Source organism: Rhizobium laguerreae (genome assembly GCF_002008165.1).
Lineage (GTDB): Bacteria > Pseudomonadota > Alphaproteobacteria > Rhizobiales > Rhizobiaceae > Rhizobium > Rhizobium laguerreae.
In genome coordinates this window covers 309451-329591 of record NZ_MRDM01000017.1, presented here as the reverse complement: position 1 = coordinate 329591, position 20141 = coordinate 309451, and the positions used below count along the sequence as shown (strand labels likewise).

Annotated in this window: 14 protein-coding genes and 1 tRNA gene; 9 read left to right on the top strand and 6 right to left on the bottom strand. The window is 58.6% G+C overall.

Annotation, left to right across the window (positions count from 1 at the left end; translation table 11 throughout):
• Window positions 1-698 precede the first annotated feature (698 nt).
• On the bottom strand, window positions 699-848 hold the full coding sequence (locus tag BS630_RS37465) for a hypothetical protein (protein WP_167383836.1): 150 nt from the start codon (window positions 846-848) through the stop codon (window positions 699-701).
• Window positions 849-982: 134 nt separating this feature from the next.
• Between BS630_RS37465 and BS630_RS25550 the strand changes: the two genes are divergently transcribed.
• The 8 genes from BS630_RS25550 to BS630_RS25520 all read left to right on the top strand — a co-directional run bounded on the left by BS630_RS25550 (window position 983) and on the right by BS630_RS25520 (window position 12847).
• A complete protein-coding gene (locus BS630_RS25550) occupies window positions 983-1213 on the top strand; it encodes a hypothetical protein (protein WP_077979595.1) in 231 nt (76 codons plus the stop codon).
• 38 nt (window positions 1214-1251) lie between these two features.
• On the top strand, window positions 1252-1968 hold the full coding sequence (locus BS630_RS25545; protein WP_077979594.1) for a hypothetical protein: 717 nt from the start codon (window positions 1252-1254) through the stop codon (window positions 1966-1968).
• Window positions 1969-2243: 275 nt separating this feature from the next.
• A complete protein-coding gene (locus tag BS630_RS25540) occupies window positions 2244-2864 on the top strand; it encodes a hypothetical protein (RefSeq protein WP_143529495.1) in 621 nt (206 codons plus the stop codon).
• Complete coding sequence (locus tag BS630_RS36715) at window positions 2861-3172, top strand: hypothetical protein (protein WP_143529493.1); 312 nt, start codon at window positions 2861-2863, stop codon at window positions 3170-3172. The genes BS630_RS25540 and BS630_RS36715 overlap by 4 nt, the downstream gene beginning before the upstream one ends.
• A gap of 86 nt (window positions 3173-3258) precedes the next feature.
• A complete protein-coding gene (locus BS630_RS25535; protein ID WP_077979592.1) occupies window positions 3259-5715 on the top strand; it encodes a DUF5906 domain-containing protein in 2457 nt (818 codons plus the stop codon).
• A gap of 31 nt (window positions 5716-5746) precedes the next feature.
• A complete protein-coding gene (locus BS630_RS36710) occupies window positions 5747-6160 on the top strand; it encodes a hypothetical protein (RefSeq protein WP_143529491.1) in 414 nt (137 codons plus the stop codon).
• A 2-nt stretch (window positions 6161-6162) separates the two neighbouring features.
• Window positions 6163-11118, top strand: a complete 4956-nt coding sequence (locus tag BS630_RS25525; protein ID WP_077979590.1) for a tape measure protein — start codon at window positions 6163-6165, stop codon at window positions 11116-11118.
• A gap of 130 nt (window positions 11119-11248) precedes the next feature.
• Window positions 11249-12847: a recombinase family protein gene (locus BS630_RS25520; RefSeq protein WP_077979666.1), complete on the top strand. Its 1599-nt coding sequence runs from the start codon at window positions 11249-11251 to the stop codon at window positions 12845-12847.
• Here BS630_RS25520 and BS630_RS25515 read toward each other — a convergent pair.
• The 4 genes from BS630_RS25515 to BS630_RS25500 all read right to left on the bottom strand — a co-directional run bounded on the left by BS630_RS25515 (window position 12804) and on the right by BS630_RS25500 (window position 18026).
• A tRNA-Met gene (locus BS630_RS25515) sits at window positions 12804-12880 on the bottom strand. The two genes, BS630_RS25520 and BS630_RS25515, sit on opposite strands and share 44 nt — an antisense overlap.
• Window positions 12881-13015: 135 nt before the next feature.
• Window positions 13016-14215 carry a tRNA 2-thiouridine(34) synthase MnmA gene (gene mnmA, locus BS630_RS25510; protein ID WP_077979589.1) on the bottom strand — a complete coding sequence of 400 codons (1200 nt, stop codon included), beginning with the start codon at window positions 14213-14215 and terminating at the stop codon, window positions 13016-13018.
• 219 nt (window positions 14216-14434) lie between these two features.
• A complete protein-coding gene (locus tag BS630_RS25505; RefSeq protein ID WP_077979588.1) occupies window positions 14435-15535 on the bottom strand; it encodes a mechanosensitive ion channel family protein in 1101 nt (366 codons plus the stop codon).
• 337 nt (window positions 15536-15872) lie between these two features.
• Complete coding sequence (locus BS630_RS25500) at window positions 15873-18026, bottom strand: putative bifunctional diguanylate cyclase/phosphodiesterase (RefSeq protein ID WP_077979587.1); 2154 nt, start codon at window positions 18024-18026, stop codon at window positions 15873-15875.
• Between the two features lie 164 nt (window positions 18027-18190).
• Between BS630_RS25500 and BS630_RS25495 the strand changes: the two genes are divergently transcribed.
• Entirely contained in the window at window positions 18191-18457 is a 267-nt protein-coding gene (locus BS630_RS25495) for a hypothetical protein (RefSeq protein ID WP_077979586.1), read from the top strand.
• Between the two features lie 76 nt (window positions 18458-18533).
• Here the strand turns inward: BS630_RS25495 and serA are convergent, their stop codons facing one another.
• Window positions 18534-20129, bottom strand: coding sequence for a phosphoglycerate dehydrogenase (serA, locus tag BS630_RS25490; protein WP_003542699.1), 1596 nt, complete (start codon window positions 20127-20129; stop codon window positions 18534-18536).
• Between the last annotated feature and the right edge of the window lie 12 nt (window positions 20130-20141).

Below are 20141 nucleotides of genomic sequence, written 5' to 3'. Positions count from 1 at the left end.
GATCGAATATGCTGGCGGCTCATTCGACGACACGTCTCTCATCGCAACTCCTCATCGCGCATGCTTCTGCACAACACAACAGACACTATGCTGAGTCTCGGCACATGGGACTCGTAGAATGACGATTTGCACAAGGGACATTGCACAACGGACATGGTCATCTGAAGGTCTGCACAATGGACAGGGTTAACCGGTCTACTGCAAAACGGACATCGACAAAGGTCGCTACGGGTCCCATCTAGCGTTACAGTGCACTGCGAGGGGCGCTGAGCCCCGGTCCATAAAAATTTTTTGCCGGAATTTTCAGAAATATGTCCTTTGTGCATTCAACTTTTCCCGAAAATCTAGGGACACTAGGGACAAACAGCCACCAACCAGGGACAGCTTTTTTCTTTATATTTCAATTATATACTATCCTCTGTCCCTAGGGTCCCTAGTGTCCCTAGTGAAAAAATCACGTGTATAATCTTAAGTTCTGGCGAATACTGCACAACGGACATTCAACTTCGCCCATTGGCTGTTTCGAGACGTAATATAAGCGATTGCGATTTCACTAGGGACACTAGGGACACTAGGGGCAGCGCGAATTTAATCGAACGAATTCAGCTGGATAACCCGTCCCTAGATCGAGCGTACATTTGGCACCTGTCCCAGGATGATCTAGGGACGGTTGAATGGCGGTAGCAACGGGTCGCTATTTATTTCTTGTGGTTCAGCTCTTTGAGGTGGGCGATTATCAATCGCTCTAGATAGCTCGCAACCGAACGTCCGTCGTTTTTGGCCGCCTGTTCGAGCGCATCCTTCACAGCCGGCTCAACGCGAATCCCGATAGCTGCACTTCTTACCATGACAATTCCCTCTATCTAAATTGTTTGCAGATGTTTGCAGATTCCCTTTGACATACGCAAACATTGATCGCATTCTGCACACAGTTGCTTGCAACGCAACTTGAAATCCAATTTTGGAAACCAGGAGAGTTCACATGGTTAACAGCACAAGCGTATTGCTTCAGCCGGCCCTCGGCGATTGGGCATCACAGAACCGCCAAGGCCGCGAAATGGCTGATGCCCTGGTCCAACGGATGATTAGCGAGGAGAACCCGTTGCTACTCGGTCGCATGTTGAGCAGCTTCTATTCCGGCGGCGAGCATGCGGGCGTGAAAACCGGGTTTGTCCAGCAGCTTGCCGAAAAGCTAATGACTTCACGGATCTAGACCGAGACAACGGACGCGAGCGGAATTATCGTTACACCATGACTTCTAAAGATGATGATTTAGCTATCGAACTAGAAGCGGCGCCCGTTGTGCCGCTTCGTCATATCGCCAGCCTTGAGGTACTGTCTGCACATGCCAGTGAGGCAGTGCGACAGCTGCAGGCTGAAGAACGCCAACGTCTCCGCAGTGATCACCCATCAACTGCTTCCGCGCTGTTGGATATCGCAAGCTGTTTGATCGAGCATGGCGTTCACGAACAGCATCGCGCATTCGTTGATGCTCTGATTGCTAAATCATCCCGCGATCTTGTGCAGGCTTTGCAGGTAGCTTGGGAAGCTCAAAAACCTCGCGAGCCATGGACATTCTGGACCATTAAACGCGAGATTCTTCTGCTTTCGTTTCACGATCAGGCTGCACAGAAGGCGAATCCAAAGGATCTCAGTAAAGACTCCTTCTATCCCCGGCTTCGCAAGCTTGGTCCTGTCGTAGGGGAGTTTCTTGGGGTTGAGCGTTACGAAAACAAAGACGGTGAGACGATTGATGATTTCACGTCTAGCAATGCGAAAAGGCACAATGAGCTTCATGACAAGCGAACAGAGTTTGAAAAATTGGCCGACCGAATGGTTCAGAAACACCTTCGCGCCCTCCTGTTCGCCCGCCAATCTGTCGCCTTGACCGACCACCTGTTCGGCGACCTTCTCGGCGACTTACTCGGTCATCTTCGACCCGGATTCGATGCACAAGTTTTGTCATAAATAACCCCTCCTCTATTTATGACAACGAATGCTTTGCTTTCGGCCAATCCATCGGCTCTCATGCTGTCAGATTACAGTTTGAGGTTATCCCGATGCCTATCAGTGAGCGCTACATAGATCCAAGTGATCCGGAATATCTCGTAGGGCAGATGAGGCCGACGCCGCTCTCCCGCTCGAGGGGGAACAAACCTAACGAGATGACAACGAGGTATGCTCCCTTAGCACCCCGTACTGAATTGCTCCCTTTGCGAGCGCGCCGTGATCAAGATTTGCGTATGATAGCGAATGTCGATCACGAGATTGCACAGAACAAGGCAAGGCTGGATCGCGCAAGTTCGACGTTGCAGCGTACAGCCAGTTGGTCCGCCGAAGCTGAAGCTCTGCAGGAGAAAATCAAAAAGGCCGATGTTCGCGCCTTCCTCGCGGAGACAGAGGCGGCCACGACCGAGGCGCACGAGCGGCTTTCCTTGCTGCGCAAGGTGATCGCTGACTCTGAAAAAGAGTGCGAAACGGCAACGCGGGTGATCGAACTCCTTCAAACGAAACAGATAGAATTGAATGAACGACGCAAGAAGCTGCAAGCCGCTGCGACTTTGTCGACAGAGAAGTGGCTACGGGCGAAGCACGCGCACGTGATTGACGACTTTCGCCACCGCTTGCACGATCTCCATGATGGCCTTGCGGCAATCATCGCTGTTGAAGAGCATCCTGACTTCAACAAATATGATCCAAAGCATGGACAGAACCTCCTGGCACGTTTTGGAGAAGCCATCCGCTTTGACTCTCCTCTTCGGCCACTTTGGTTCAACGTGTCCCAAACGGCCGCGTTCCCCGGCTTTGCGGCGGCCACGGGAGCACTGCACGCAGAGCTGTTCGATGAGGAGAGTGGGCTGTGACCAAACTCACCCGCGACTTCGAAAAATGGCGCCGTGCGCGCCGTCGCGAATTGATCGATCTTGGAATTCCAAGTTCTGCAGCTCATGCGGCTTCGAAAGATGAAGCGTTCAGCCGACAAGCCATGGTGGCGATTGTCGGAAAAGATGCTGCGTTGACCTCAAAAACCATGGTGAAACTGAGGCCGGACGGCACTTGTTCGATGCTTTTGGTTACGCCGGAATGCAAAATTCCGCCACAGCTTAGGAACCGCGCCGAAGCTTGGGCCGCCGCCCCAGATCGGCCAAAAGCCGGATCCCCAGCAAACTAACCAACCTGACAACACAGTCTCTTTGATGCGCTTAGCTGCGCAAACGACGACCTGCACCTTGCTGATCAACAAAATGTGGATTTCCGATGACTGTGGCCTTCCCATACCAACTCGAGCGCCTGGCGAAAGCCGGATTCGCTCTTCATTGGCTACATCCAAAATCAAAACGGCCGATCGGCAACGATTGGGCCGCCAAGCCTGTAGCATCGCTCTCAGAGCTCAATCGCACATACCGCGACGGAAATAACGTTGGTGTTCGTCTCGGAAAATGGTCGAAGGTTGACGACCTTTATTGCCACGTCGTTGACCTTGATATTCGCGTTGGTGAAGAGGTGGACATCGCACTCAGTCGCCTCGAGAAACTGTTCCCCGATTATCGTTGCTATCCCGTCGTACAGTCCGGCTCGATGGGCGAGAGCCGCCACTTCTATATCCTTTCAGACAAGGCGTTCTCCTCGAAGAAGCTCGCCCACAGCAGCACGAAGATGCTCGACGACGAGGGGAAAGAGCATTGGACCTGGGAGATCGAGCTATTCGGCACCGGTAAGCAGGTCGCCATCCCGCCTTCCATCCACCCCGTAAGCGGAAAGCCTTATCGCTGGCTGCGCGAGATCGATTTCGACCTACTGGACATGGGCCTCGGCCCGATCGTGCCGTCGGCATACCTCACCGAGATCACCGAGGCGCGCGACGAGGAAGACGCTGGCGAATCAGGCACTGAACGACAGCAGCCCCTAGGCCTAGACGAAGACGAGATTATTGCAGTTCTCGACGATCTGCCGGCCGCCGAATGGTTCGAGGATCGCGAGGGATGGTATCGAGTCGGGATGGCTCTGCACCATGAAACGGACGGATCCGACGAGGGATTCGATCTCTGGTGCAAATATTCCAAGATCAGTGAGAAGTTCGACCCGAAAGACCAGAAGCGCGTCTGGAAGTCGTTCAAGAATCGCGCGGCGGCACCGTTCCGCATGGCAAGCCTCGTCGCCGTCGCCCGTGAGGTGCGCGCCGAACGCCAGCTGGAGTCGATCGAGGATGATTTCGATGAGATCGAAGAGGTCGACGACAGCAGAACCGACATGTTCGACGATTTGCTCGGCGCCGGTAACGGTCCCGAGAAAGCGAAGCTGTCGAAATCACAGCTGAAGCTCAAGAAAGCGGAAGTCGAGTTCGAGCTCGGCCGCGGCGCGCCGCCCAAGATAGCCAGGATGAACAAAAGATTCGCTGTCGCCCGCGTAAGCAGCAAGACGGTGATCATGGACTTCCACGACGACAACACCGTTACTTATGGGTCTGTCAACGATCTCCATAATTTCCACGAAAACGACCGCGTGCCCAAGGACGGAACGACCGAGCCTGTCTCTAAGCAATGGATGCGCTCGAAGCATCGTCGATCGTATCCCAACGGCATCGTCTTCGCGCCGAATCGCGATGTCGAGGGCGCCTATAACCACTGGCAGGGTTTTTCCGTCGAGCCCGACGATAGCAAGTCGTGCGCGCTCTTCATGGATCACCTGCTGCGGATCTTCTGCAACGGCAATGAAGATCATTTCTGGTATCTGATCGGTTGGTTGGCTCACATGGTCCAGAAACCGGAAGAAAAACCGGGCGTTGCGGTCATCGCCATTGGCAAAAAAGGGGCTGGTAAAGACACTATTTCAGATTACGTCGGCGGCCTGTTCACCAACCATTACGTCACCGTCGGCAACCAGGAGCAGATGACGGGCAAGTTCAATGCCCACCAGGAACGTTGTCTTCTCCTCAGCGTCCAGGAAGGCTTTTGGGCCGGCGACAAGAAGGCCGAAGGGCAGCTCAAGTACCTCATCACATCCAACAACGTGATGATCGAGCCGAAGGGCATGAATGCCTTCCCGATCAAGTCGGTCCTGCGCCTGTTCATCTCATCGAATGAGCGTTGGGTAGTTCCAGCCACGCAGGACGAGCGGCGCTTTTTCGTCGTCAATGTCTCGTCCGAACGCTGCAACGATCACAAGTATTTCGAGGCCCTGCGCAAGGAGATGGAGAACGGCGGACGCGAGGCCCTGCTTGCCTACCTCATGGATTATGACATCTCCGATTTCCAGGTGCGCGCGGTGCCGGACACCGAGGCACTGGCCGAGCAGAAGGTCGAAGGTCTGAAGAACGTCGAGCGCTGGTGGCATGGTGTGCTTTACCACGGTGCCTTCGAGGGCATGGGCCATTCGATGGAAGACGCGTGGCCGACCGAACATCTCAGAGTCGTCAAATCAGAGTTTCGGGACGCCTACACTCGTTGGTTCCACAAGCAGCGTTACCAGGGCCTCGAGGCGAGTGAAGTCGCGTTCTCCAAAACTCTTAAAGGGATGTTGCCACAGTTCGAGCCGCTCCGAGTTCGTGACGAGGGAAGGCGTTTGCATGTCTGCATAATTCCTCCTCTCCCGACCTGCCGCGCGGAGTTCGATACCTGGCTTGGGGCTGAACTCGATTGGCCTGAAGACCTCTCAGCCATTGATCTTCCGCGCGATTCCCGCAATACTTTCATTTCTGACGATCTATTCAACTAAATGTTGAATAGACTTACAAAGGTTGACTGAGATGCTTGATATCATAACAGCGTTTCTTGCCCCGAATGTCAGAGCTCTGACGGAAGCGGAAATCAATTTGGTCATCGATGAATTCGGCCCGACTGAGATCGCCAATATCGTGGACGCGTATGCCGCACAAGCTGCCAATGTGGGTCTGGATCCGATCGCCGAGCATGTCGCGGGGCAGGTATTCCATCGCTGTGGACCAGTAATCGATGCGATCGCCGCGATTGGTGCAGGCATCCCTCGCGAGCAAATCGGCGCTTCCGGGCAGCTTTTCCGAATCGCTGTCGCTCATCAGGCGTTGGTTCTCACGTTTCCAGGGCGTTCGCTTGAGGAAATCCTCGCACACATCGTGACACTGGCCGTTTCAAAGGCGCGTCAAACCTCGGTGTTCTCGAGCGGCAGCGACCGGAGGCACTGACAATGGCCGGTAAAGATATCGATCTCGTCATCAGGGCGCGGGACAAGGCTTCCAACGAGATCGACAAGATCTCGAAGGCGCTCAAGCAAAACGTTGAAGATCAGCAGAGCCTTGCCAGGGGTGCTTCGAAAACCTCGGACGCCCTTGGCAAACTCACTGCTGATGCCGCGAAATTCCAGAATGAACTATCGAAGCTGCAATCGGCCGGCAAAGTCGCCGCAGAGCTCGACAAGGCTACGGCTGCCGTCGGTCGCATGGAAGGCTCGCTGCGCAGCAACGCGGCTGAACTTGCCAAGCTGGCGCGCGACAGTGATGCGGCTGCCCAGGCAGCAACGCGCCTCAAGGCTCAGTTGGCAGCCGAAGAGAACGCACTCACCGGCAACAAGATGGCGCTTGCCGCTAGCCGGAAGGAATTGACTGAGGTCAATAAACTCGTCAGGCAGGCTGAGCAGAACCAGATCAAATATAACAAGTCGCTCGGCACGACGCCCGATCACTTCGTCCGACCAGCTGCCAAGTCGGCCGGCGCATTTATTGCTGCCGATCTGCCGGCGCAGAAAGCCGCTCAGGCGCAGATTAACCAGCAGATCCGCGAATACGAAAACGCGATCAAACAGTCTGCCGATGCCATCAAGGGTCTGCGCCCACAGATCTCGTCGGCGTCGTCGTTGCAAAATCAGCTCGGCAATGAGGTCACGCGCACCGCCACCGCGCTGACGAATGAGCGCGAAGTTCTCGGCCAGGCGCGCAATGAACTCGCTTCGATCCGTGGCGTGTCGGCTCAGGCCGGTGAAGCGCTCGGTAACGTGGCGATTACGCAGGATGCCGTCAGTGCTGCTGCTCAGCGCATGAGCGCGAACCTGGCAGCAGCCAAGGCCCGGATCGAAGGGCTGTCGAACGTCAAGGTAGCCGCTCCGTCGACAACACCTGTCGCCGCGGGCGGTGTCGACGTTCAGGCTCTCGCTGTGCAGCGCCGGGCAGTGCTCGAGGCGCGTCGTGAGTGGGTGGCGGCGCAGAGTGACGTTAAGTCGCTCGCACAGCAGATGCGTGCGGCCGAGGCTCCGACCGAGGCGTTGGGCGCAGCATTCGGCGCCGCTCAGGCAAAGGCGAATCTCGCAAAGACGGCTTACCAGGATCAGCGTGATGCGCTTGCCAAGCTCGGCGGCTCGGCTCGGTCGAGTTTCCGTGACCTCGGCCGTATCGCGCCGGCCTTCCAGCAGACCAGTACGTCAATGGCGAGCGCGTCCGTCCAGACGTCCGCTTTCAGCCGAGCGCTCGCAGGTATCGGCAAAGAAAACACCCGAACGGTATCAACCTTGCAATCCTTACGCGGTGAGATTCTATCTCTTACAGCCAGCTACATCGGATTTCAGGCAGCGATCGGCCAAATCGGCGGCGCAGTCGATTCCTATAAGCAGCTTGAGGCTGTCCAGAGCCGCCTTGGTTCCGTGTTCAATCAGGATACAGGCAGGGTCGCGACTGAAATTGGCTTCCTTCGCGAGCAGGCCGATAGGCTCGGCATCGCCTTCGGAACATTGGCCGATGAGTACGGCAAGTTCTCAGTTGCGGCGAAATCCGCAAACCTCACGAACCGAGACACTCGAAGGATTTTCCTTTCAGTTGCGGAGGCCGCACGCGTCAACCAACTTTCGGTTGACCAGACATCGGGCGTTTTCCTAGCGCTGACTCAGATGATTTCGAAGGGCAAGGTTTCGGCCGAAGAGTTGCGAGGCCAGATGAGTGAGCGGCTACCGGCTGCCTTCGACATCTTCGCCAAGGCGATCGGCAAGTCCACGGCCGAGCTCGATCAGATGATGCAGAAGGGCGATGTCCTTGCCGATCGTTCAACCCTGCTTAAATTTTCCGACGAATTGACACGTCGGTTTGGTCCACAGCTTGGCGCCTCTCTCATGAGCCTGACCACTGACCTCGGTCGGTTTCAAAATGACATTCAGAGCTCTCAGGCTGCCGTGGCAAATGGATTTGTCCCCGCGTTGCGCGAGGTCCTGCAGTCCATCCACGCCTTTTCTCAGTCAACCGACGGCCAGGAAACATTCACCTCGATCGGCAAAGCGGTCGGCGAAGTCATCAAGATTTTGGCCGAGCTTCCGAAGTATTTCGATGTCATCACCAGTGCCGCCAAGCTGTTTATCGCCGTCAAGATTGCCGACTTCTTCGGCGGGGTGGCCGGCAAGGCATTGCAGGTCGCACAGTCCTTGCGGACGTTCAGCGCCGAGCTGACACTTATTGGCCCGCGCACGCAAGCCGCGGCGAACGCGCAGACGGTCTTCGGCCGCACCCTCGCACAATCCGTAAGCACGCTCGGCAGCTTCCGGCAAAGCCTGCTTGCCACGACCAGCCAGAGCGCCCTCGCCCGTGCCGGCGTCGTCGGCTTGGCTGGTGCGGTTGGCGGCTTGCAGACGACCCTTGTTGTCACGGCCGGCGCATTTCGTGCGTTGTTGGCTGCCTTCGGTGGTCCGATTGGAATCGCCCTCACTGCCATCACCTATGCCGTAGGCACCTGGCTGACCAGCATCGGCAACGCTACCTCCGCGCTTGCCGAGCACAAGCGACAAGTTGATCTGATCGCGGCGGGGTATGACAACGCCAAGGACAAGGCCTCGGATTGGGCTAAGTCCATTCCAGGCGCGACACCGGCTGAACTCATCAACAATCGCGATCAACTCAAAAAGCAGTTCGGCGATATCGTCGGCGATGCTGAAGAGCTCAGCCGGGTCCTGAAATACGCCTTCCAGGATTTCGCGCCGGATAGCTCAGAGATCCGACAGCTCAATCAGTTGACCGATGCTCTCAAGGGCGTGCGCGACGGTTCCGTTTCTGTCCAACAGCTGGCGGGGATCCTCAGTGACATCTCGCTCAAGCCCGCGGCTGATGGCTTCAAGGAAATCGCCGATCAGATCCTTGCATTGCTTCACTCGGCCGAGGATGGAAAGCCCGGTCTCGACGAACTCAGCGATGCAATCGCCAAGGCTGAAGCGCTTATCCGTGTGCAGGCCAACACGGCGACCGACGCCGACAAGGCGCTGCTCGGTCTCGGCAAGCAGGCACAGGAAACTGCGCAGAACCTCGACTACCAGGGCAAGACGACCGCTTTCAATAAACTCCTTGTCGAGATCAAAGAGAACATTCCCGGCCTCGGCGATGAGTTGAAAAAGCTCGAAGCCCTCAAGGGCCTGGAAAAACAGTACAAGGATGCGCTGAACCTCGCGACCACCATGGGGCAGGTTCTGGACGCGACGAAGTCCTATTCGGACGCGGTCGCCGGCATCAATACGTCGTTCATGCAGAAGCAGTTCGACTCGTTGCCGGACACGCGCAAGGGTCTCATCGATCGCATCATTTATAAGGAGGGCGGCCAGGATGGCACGGGGCCGTCGTCATCGAGCGCCCGTGGTATCGGACAGTTCACTGAAGGCACATGGCTGCCGATCTTCAACGAACTATTCCCGGCTCTTCGCCAGTTGTCGGATTCGGCCAAGCTTCAGTATCGTGCGAATGAGGCTTTCGCCCGACCGGTGCTCGAGGAGTTCACCAAGCGCAACCAGCTGCAGCTCGCCAACGCGGGCGTGGCTCCAACCGACGGGAACACCTATCTCGCTCACTTCCTCGGTGCTGGCGATGCCATCAAAGTCGTGCTCGCCAATCCTGATGAGCTTGCGAAGAACCTCGTCAATCCCGCCTCGGTGGCAGCCAACCCGACCGTTATCAAGGACGATACGACGGCGCGCGATCTCATCTCCTGGGCTTCTCAGAAGATGGGCGGTGGCTCGCCGATCATGGCTGGCGGCCAGACCAAACAGGAGTCGTTCGACGAGAATATTTCCGGCCGGGTGAAGGCATGGAAGGAAGAGGCCGAGGGCCGTAAGGAATCCAACAGAGAAGCGGTCATCGCCCGCGAACTGGCGCAGGCCGAGAACGAAGCGACCAAAGAGGGTGTGACGCTCACCCAGGCACAGCGAGACGCGATCCGTGAGGCTGCCGCGGCAAAGTACGATTCCGCACACGCCGACGAGCAGCTGAAGGCCAACCAGCAGGAAGGCCGCGACCAGCTGAACGACATCATCGGTCTCGACCAGCAGCGCAAGACCCTGTTGCAAGAAATCAATATGGCGCAGAACGCTGGCGACAGTGGGAAGACGCAGGAACTCGTCACGCAGCTGCAGGGTGTCAACGAGCAGCTCACAGCGGCCATCCCGAAGGCTTTGGAACTTGCTCGTGCGCTCGGCGACGAGAAGATGGTCGCTCAGCTTCAGAGGGTGCAGCTGAACACAGCAAAGGTTGGGAGCGGTCTGACGGCGTTCGGCCTGTCCGCATCCAATGTTCAGAATCTGGTTGGATCGTTCGCTGATGGCCTGGTCGGTGCATTCGACTCTTTCGCGCAGTCGGTCGCCAATGGCGCCAACGCTTTCCAAGCACTCGGTCAAGCGTTCCTGCAGTTCGCAGCGGACTTCCTGCGACAGATCGCGACGATGATCCTGCAGCAGATCATCCTCAACGCCTTGGCTGGAATCGGCGGTCCAATCGGCACAGCCGCAAAGGGTCTCGGCGGTGTAGCCAAAGTCATCACCGGACACACGGGCGGCTTGGTCGGATCGGCTGCCATCGGTAGCGGCAACATGTCTCGCCAGATTGCGCCCGAATGGGTGAGCAATATCATGCGCTACCACTCTGGCGGAATCGCCGGTCTGCGTCCGGATGAAGTGCCGGCCGTCCTGAAGAAGAACGAAGAGGTTCTGACCGAGCAGGATCCTCGTCACCGCTTCAACGCGGGCGGCGAAAAGGAGGGCGCATCGGGTGGTGGTCAAGCTATCAAGCAGGTCCTGGTTCTCGATCAGAGAGATCTGTCGAACGCTATGGCGGGCTCGCATGGTGAGAAAGTCTTCATCACCCACATCAAGAATAATGCGCCGACGATCCGCAAAATGTTGGGTGTGTAATGACGACGCCCGCGGACACCCCCCTCATTGAATTCGTGAAGGCCCTCGCTCGCCGGCAGGCACGGCTTGACGCGATGGCGCCGCATCCTGCTAATGAGAATTCCCCGAAAGACCAGCAGGCCAAGAAAAAATGAAACGTGCCGTTATATACGCCCGGTACTCGACGGATTTGCAGACCGATAAATCCGTCGAAGATCAGATCAGCCTTTGCCGCGACTTCGCCGGGCGCATCGGCGCTGTCATCACCAACCTTTATTACGACAAGGCAAAATCCGGCGCATCGATGTTCGGCCGGCCGGGCCTTGCCGAGCTCATGGTGGCAGCTGAGCAGAACGATTTCGATATTCTGATCACAGAATCCACCGACCGCGTATCGCGCGATATCGCCGACTTGGCGCACGTGCATAAGGTGCTCAAGTTCCGTAATATCCAGCTTCAGTGCGTCAACGGCGGCCTGATGGATACTGTTCAGATTGGCATGTACGGGATTGTCGGGCAGATGCAGCGCGAGGAAGGTGCCCGCAAGGTCAAGCGTGGCATGATGGGCGTGGTTCGCTCGGGCCGCAACGCAGGTGGCAAGGCTTACGGATATCGACCGGTCCCTGGCAAGCCAGGCGAGCTAGAGATCATAGAGGAAGAAGCGTCGGTTATTCGCCGGGTGTTCGACCTGTACGCGGCAGGTGTGTCGCCTCGCGCGATCGCCGGCATTTTGAATAGGGACCGGATCCCCGCGCCCCGCGGCAGGCAGTGGAACGCTTCAACGATCAACGGTAACGGCCAGCGCGGAAACGGCATTCTCCGCAATCCTATCTATGCTGGAAGGATCGTCTGGAACCGCGTGCACATGGTGAAGGACCCTTCTACCGGCAGGCGCGTTTCTCGCACGAACGATGAGGCTGACCTCGAGACGGTTGACGCACCCCACCTTCGCATCATCCCACAGGATCTGTTCGATGCGGTCCAACTGCGGAAAGATGACGCGTCGAAGATGGGATCAAAAACCCCGCGCTCGAAACGCATCCTATCCGGCCTTCTGCGTTGCGGAGCCTGCGAAGGCGGTATGACGCTGGTTGGCGCCGATCGCAATGGCCGGCGCATTCAATGCTCGACGCACCGGGAATCCAGCACCTGCTCGAACAGTCGGCGCTACTATCTGAATCGCATCGAGGCGCTGGTTTTGAGCCGGCTGCGCTCACAATTCGCCGATACAAGCATCATCGAAGCCTACGTGTCGGCCTATCAAGACGAGCAAAAGCGCATTCGATCGAGCGCCCTTCGAGATCGCGCCGGTGCCGCACGCCTCCTCGAGGAGGCGAAGAAAGAGATCACCGAGATCGTTCGGATGCTGTCAAAGGGATTGATCGAAGAAGATGAGGCCTCCGAGCTGCTCGGGCCATTGCGTCAACAGCGCGACGAGCAGCAGGTATTGCTGGAAAGCATCGAAGAGCCAACCAATGTGATTGAGCTTCAGCCGAAGGCAGTCCGTCGTTTCAGAGAGAACATCGAAAATCTATCCGCCATACTCGCCCAAGGCGAAGAAGAACCGCCGCCTGAACTGCTCGGCCCTTTTAGGCAGCTCGTGGCCGCCGTCGTGGTCTATCCCACTGAAAACGGACAGGTTTATGAAATTGGCATCAAAGGCTACCTGTCTAGCCTGATCGATACGGATCTGTCGGTGATAAAGATGGTAGCGGAGGAGGGATTTGAACCCCCGACACAAGGATTATGATTCCTCTGCTCTGACCTACTGAGCTACTCCGCCACTGGTCAACGATACCCGCTCGCGAAGCGATGCCGGTTCGTGGGATGAGCGGCTTATAAGGTGCGCTTCGGCTTTGTGTCAAGCGCATGATCGAGAAAAACGGTGGGCTTTGCCGGCCGTCGTTACCTATGGGTTTCAGGCGGCGACGGGGCTGGCCAAAAGGGCCTTCAGGCAGGCTTCTGCCGCAGGTTCGCGCTCGGAGCGTTCGATGAAACCGCCACCGAAGACGCGGGCGTTGTCGCCGGGCGCCGAATAAAGCGCGCAGGCCTGGCCGGGCGCGATGCCCGCCTCGCCGACCGTCAGGTCGACATAGATGCCGGTTGCATCGACATGCAGCTCGGCGGGCGCTGGCGCCCGTGTCGATCGGACCTTGGCGTAACAGGCGAAGCCTTTGCCGGAGGCGGCTTCCGCAAGCGTCTCGTCGCCCAGCCAGTTGACGTCGCGCAGGTAGACGCGGTGCGTTTCCAGCGCCTCCTTCGGCCCGACGATGACGCGGCGCGAGCGGGCGTCGAGAAAGACGACGTAGAGCGGCTCGCCGGTGGCGATGCCGATGCCGCGGCGCTGGCCGATCGTGAAGTGCAGGATGCCCTCATGGGTGCCGAGCACGCGACCATCGAGATGGACGATCTCGCCGGCGAGCGCCGCATTCGGCTTCAGCTTGGTGATGACGTCGGAATATTTGCCCTGCGGCACGAAGCAGATGTCCTGGCTGTCGGCCTTCTTGGCAACGACGAGGCCCATCTCTTCGGCCAGCCTGCGGGTCTCGGCCTTCGGCAGGCCGCCCAGGGGAAAGCGGAGATAATCGATCTGTTCCTGCGTCGTGGCAAAAAGGAAATAGCTCTGGTCGCGGTCGGCATCGGCCGGGCGGAAAAGCGCACGGCGGCCGGGGTTTCCGGGAGAAGGGTTCAGGCCCGAGCGGATATAGTGGCCGGTCGCCAGCGCATCGGCGCCAAGTTCCTTGGCGGTCGCCAGAAGGTCAGCGAATTTGACGGTCTGGTTGCAGGATACGCAAGGGATCGGCGTTTCGCCCGCCACATAGCTTTCGGCGAAGGGGTTGATCACCGTCTCGCGAAAGCGCTTTTCGTAATCGAGCACGTAATGCGGGATGCCGAGCGTTTCGCAGACGCGGCGCGCATCGTCGATATCCTGGCCGGCGCAGCAGGAGCCGGCGCGGTGAACAGCAGCGCCATGATCGTAAAGCTGCAGCGTAATGCCGAGCACGTCGTAACCCTGCTGTTTGAGAAGGCCAGCGACGACAGATGAATCGACGCCGCCCGACATGGCGACGACGACACGGGTCTCTTCCGGCTTCTTGTCAAAATCCAGTGTGTTCAACGGGTGCTGCCAAATTCTGTGTTGTTTCGATCCGCCGTTCTGACTTCGGAATGTGGCGGATTTCCTGCATTTCCGGCGGGATCGGCCGCCGGCTTTCATGGGCGACGGATATAGAAACTATTGCGCCCGCGCGCAAGTGCCGGCTTTCGGCCGAACTTGGCGGCGTCATAGGCCATGACGCCGATGGAAGCTGATGCGAAGGCGCCTGCGAGATAGATCCTATTCCGCCGCTTGACGGCGATCTCGCGCCGGCGCCTCGCTCATCACTGCCCGCATGCGCGGAAGTGCTTCGGGATATTCGCGGCGGATGAAATCGATCAGTTTCTCCCGTACCTCGCAGCGAAGGTCAAAGGTGCGGTTGGAATTCGATGCCGATACGAGGACGCGGATCTCCATGACCGTCTCACGAAAATCCGTGACGGCGACATTCACGACGCGGCGGTCCCACAGCGTCGAAGCCTTCGCGATCTCCTCGACCTTTCCACGCACCACATCGACAGGCACGCTGTAGTCCAGATAGATCATCACCGTGCCGATCAGCGCTGAACTTTCGCGCGTCCAGTTTTGAAACGGATTCTCGATGAAATAGCTCAGCGGCAAGATAAGACGCCGCCAGTCCCACAATTGCAGGACGACATAGGTCGAAGTGATCTCCTCCACTCGCCCCCACTCGCCTTCCACCAGCAACGCATCGTCGATCCGGATCGGCTGGGTGATGGCAAGCTGGATGCCGGCAAACAGGTTCTTCAGCACCGGCTGAAGCGCAAGGCCGACGACGATACCGGCAACGCCTGCAGATGCGAGCAGGCTGACGCCATATTGCCGGACCGCATCGAAGGTCATCATGCAGGCTGAAATCGCGATGACGACGATCAGCAGGTTTATGACACGCTCCATGATGCGTGTCTGCGTCACATGCTTGCGCGCCAGAAGATTGTCCTCGGCGTCGAGCTTGAACTGGCGCAGATAGACCGTCATCCAGATATGCTTGGCGGTCTTTGCCATCCAGGCGACCAGGATGATGAAGAAGATCAGCAGGAAGTGGCGCACGGTCGCCGACTGATATTCCGTCAGCGGCGAGACCGTCGCACCGAAGGAAAGGGCGGCTGCCAGCATCGCAAGTCTCACCACCCGTTTTAACCGGGAGACGAGGGAGCGCCAGAAGAGATCCTTGCTCTCGACGAAGCGCGTCAGCAAGCGAAAGAGAATGCGATGCGCAAAGAGCCCCACTGAGATGACCGCCGCGAAGATGACGGCGCTTGCAAGCCAGTCGGGGAGCCAGATGCCTCCGGCGCGAATGTCGTCCAGAAATTCCGTCATGCAGGTGCAGTTAGAGTGCAATGCAACATCGGAAAGTGACGAGTCGAAAAATGGCTTCACACAAGAAAGGCGCAGCCGAAGCTGCGCCTCATGAAAGGCAGGGGTGCGGCTCAGGTGCCGATCAGCTTGTTACAGGCGAATGCGATGCCCGGATTGGCGATGATGGCGGTTACGAGCGCCAGTCCGATCATCGAGAATGAATAGCGTTTCATACACATCCTCCTTTCCAGCCCACGACAATTATGCCGCTTCTGCCGCCTTTCTCAAAATGACGAATGCTTGATAGCGCCAGGCGGCATGCGCCGGGCGGCTGATCCCAGCTGCCTCGCAAGCACGCCTATCTGAGAGACGAAGCGGCCTTCAGCGCGCGCCCGTGGATCAGCGCCTCCGCCTCGTACTGCGGCATCGGCCGGCCGAGCAGATAGCCCTGCACTTCACTGAAGCCTTCGGCGCGCAGCCTCTGCAATTGCTCCTCCGTCTCGATCCCTTCGGCCAGCGTCGTCGCGCTGAAGCCGGAGCCGATGCCGACGACGGCGCGCACGATGGCGAGATTACCGGCATCCGTCTCGATGCCCGAAACGAAGCTGCGGTCGAGCTTGATCTTGTCGAAGGGAAAGGACCGGAGATAGCTCAGCGACGAATAACCGGTGCCGAAATCGTCGATGGCGATATGCACGCCAAGCTCCTTCAATGCACGCAGCCGCGGCAGGCTTTGATCGGCATCGGTAAGGAATACGGACTCGGTGATCTCGATTTCAAGCCGGTCGGCATTGAGGCCCGTCTCGTCGAGCGCCGCGATCACGGTCGAAAGTAGGCTCGCATGCCGAAACTGGCTGACGGAGAGATTGACGGCGATCCTCAGATGGGCGGGCCAGCCGGCAGCCGTGCGGCAAGCTTCCCGGATCACCCAGTCGCCGATCGGCACAATAAGGCCGGTTTCCTCGGCGAGCGGAATGAATTCCATCGGCGCCACCAGCCCGCGCTTGGGATGGCGCCAGCGGATCAGCGCCTCGAAGCCGCCGATGCCGTCATTGTCGAGCTGCACGATCGGCTGGTAATGCAGCTCGAACTGGCGCTTCTCCAGCGCTTCCCACAGCTCGGCGGTCATCACGTGCCGGCGCTCGGCGGCAAGCCGCATTTCCGTCTCGTAGAAACGATAGGTCGAGCGTCCACTCTCCTTGGCGGCATAGAGCGCCAGATCAGCGTGCCGCATCAGCACATCCGCGTCGCCGGCGTGGTCGGGCGCCAAGGCGATGCCGATACTGCAGGTGACATGCTCCCGGGCGCCGTCGAGATCGAAGGCACGGCTCAGCGCCTTGAGCAGCCGCTGCGCAAAACGCCCCGCCCGCTCCGGCTCGCCGAGCTCCAGCACGAGGGCGAATTCGTCGCCGCCGAGGCGGGCGACGAGATCGCCCTCCTCCGCCAGCCGCAGCAGCCGCTCCGACACCTGGCAAAGCAGCGCGTCGCCGGCGGCATGTCCCTTGCTGTCGTTGATATGCTTGAAGTGATCGACGTCGATATAAAGCAGCGCGATCGGGCTGTCGGTGGTTGCTTCGACCACCCGCTGGTTGATACGCCTGGAAAATGCCGCCCGGTTCGGCAGGCCGGTGAGCGAATCGTGCATGGCGAGATGGGCAAGCTTTGCCTCGACGGTGCGCTCCTCCGTCACGTCCTGCGAGATGCCGAGCAGATAACGCGGCGCATGGCCCTCCGGCGTCGGCAGGGCGCGTTTAACGGTGCGCAGGATGCGCGGCACGCCATCTGCGCGCAGCATCGTCTCCTCGAAGCTGATTGCCGCATTGGTTTCGAAGGCCCGGCGATCCTGCTCGCGGAAGGCGTCTGTCTGGTTAGGAGGAAACAGCGCCCGGTCGGTTCGGCCGACCACGTGCTCCGCCCTCATGTCGACGATGTCGCCGCAGGCCTCGTTGAAGAGAACGTAAAGGCCGTCCGCTTCCATGTCCTTGACGAAGACGCCGACGGGCAGGTTATCGACGATGCTGTCGAGAAGCGAGCGGGTATCGCTCATCTGGCGTCTGGCGGCGTTGACCTCGGTGCGATCCTGCACGATTGCCAGGATTGCGGCCCGACCCTCGAAACGCACTTCTCGGCCATAGGTCAGCACTTCGAAGGTCTCGCCGCTCGCCTTGAGGTGAACCCAGCGCTCTGCCTTTTCCATGTCGGTACGGCCGCTGACGGCGTCGATCATCCGCTCCCGTTCATGCTCGGGGCGGATCTCCAGAACCGTCATGCGCTGGTACTCGTCCGCGCCGTAGCCGTAAAGTACTGCCGCCGCCGCGTTGACGATGAGAAAGCGCAGCGTTACCGGATCATAGACCCACATCGGCGACGGATGCGTTGCAAACAATGACCGGAAGTCGTCGTTTAATGCTTGGGTCTGCTCGGTCTTCTGCAAGAGGGCCATGGAAATTCGCGTGCGGTTGATGCTGATCTCAGCTCTATACCGGGAAAAGTTAAATAAAATCAGAATCATAATCAGGGCTAAACTTTAGGCTTCCGCCTTCAGAATGTGCAAAAGCGGCGATCTGCCATCGCGATCTCGGGCCTCGATAAAATAATTGAGGCACCATGGAACAATTCTCTCGATCGTGCATTCCTGGGCATCGAAGTCGCAAGCCAGTTGCTGAGGAGGGTTTCATGGGCAGGTTCGGCACGACGACGGATTACAGCAGGATCAGACACTGGATCGAAGAACGTGGTGGCCATCCCGCCCGCATCAAGGACGCGAGCGATAGCGAAACCGTCCGCGTCGATTTTTCCTCGGAAACACAGGAAGAAATTTCCTGGGACGAATTCTTTCAGGGCCTCGACGGCAGCAGGCTCGCCTTCCTTCACCGCACCAAGGCTGAAGACGATGTCGCCCGTTTCGGCAGGCTCGTCCGCCGGAAACGTCGGCACCGTTAATTTGTCTGTTCCTGAAACAGCAAAAACCCGGCGCCGTTTCCAGCGCCGGGTTTTTCATTTCCTTGGGAGGAAAAACTCAGTCGATATTGAAGGTCAGCGGTTTTGCCTGGCGTACTGCCTGGTGGGCGGTCAACTCAGCAAGCACGGCGTCATCAACCTTGCCGTCGACATAGAGCAGTGCGATGGCGTCGCCGCCCTGCTTGTCACGGCCGAGCTGGAAGTTGGCAATGTTGACGCCGGCAGCACCAAGCGTCGTGCCGATGAAGCCGATCATGCCGGGAACGTCGGTATTGGTGATATAGATCATGTGCGAGCCGACATCGGCATCGAGGTTGATGCCCTTGATCTGGATGAAGCGCGGCTTGCCGTCCGAAAACACCGTGCCGGCGACGGAGCGCGTCATGCTTTCGGTCGTCACCGTCAGCTTGATATAGCCGTCGAAGACGCCGGTTTTGTCGCGCTTGACCTCGGAGAGCACGATGCCCTTTTCCTTGATCATGATCGGCGCCGAAACCATGTTGACGTCGGCGACCTGCGGGCGGATGAGGCCGGCGAGCACAGCACTCGTCAGTGCCCGCGTGTTCATGTTGGCAGTGATGCCGTCATAGAGGATTTCAATTTCCTTGATCGGCTCTTCGGTGACCTGGCCGACGAAGGCGCCGAGAACGTCGGCAAGGCGGATGAAGGGCTTCAGGATCGGCGCTTCTTCAGCCGTGATCGACGGCATGTTGATGGCGTTGGAGACGGCACCGTTGACAAGGTAATCCGCCATCTGTTCGGCCACCTGCAAAGCGACGTTTTCCTGCGCCTCGGTCGTCGAGGCACCGAGATGCGGCGTGCAGACGACGTTCGGCAGGCCGAAGAGCGGGCTTTCCTTGGCGGGCTCGACCTCGAACACGTCGAAGGCGGCACCGGCGACATGACCCGACTTGATCGCCTCGGCAAGCGCGGCCTCATCGACCAGGCCGCCGCGGGCGCAGTTGATGATGCGCACGCCGGGCTTGGTCTTCGCCAGCGCTTCCTTGTTGAGGATGCCGCGTGTCTTGTCGGTCATCGGCACATGCAGCGTAATGAAGTCGGCGCGGGCGAAAAGCTCTTCCAGCTCGACCTTGGTGACGCCCATCTCTTCGGCACGCTCCTTGGAAAGGAACGGGTCGTAGGCGACGACGTGCATTTTGAGGCCGATGGCCCGGGCGCAGACGATCGAGCCGATATTGCCGGCGCCGATGACGCCGAGCGTCTTGCCGGTGATCTCGACGCCCATGAACTTCGACTTCTCCCACTTGCCGGCCTGCGTCGAGGTATCGGCGGCCGGAAGTTGGCGGGCGACGGCGAACATCAGCGCGATCGCATGTTCGGCCGTCGTGATCGAGTTGCCGAAGGGCGTGTTCATGACGATGATGCCGCGGCGCGAGGCGGCCGGGATATCGACATTGTCGACGCCGATGCCGGCACGGCCGACGACCTTGAGGTTCGTCGCCCCCTCGATGATCTTTTCAGTCACCTTGGTAGCGGAGCGGATGGCCAGGCCATCATACTTGCCGATGACTTCGAGCAGACGGTCTTTGTCCTTGCCGAGCTGCGGTTCGAAATCGACTTCGACGCCGCGGTCGCGAAAAATCTGGACGGCGGTTTCCGACAACTCGTCGGATACGAGAACGCGAGGTGCCATGAGGGCCTCCTT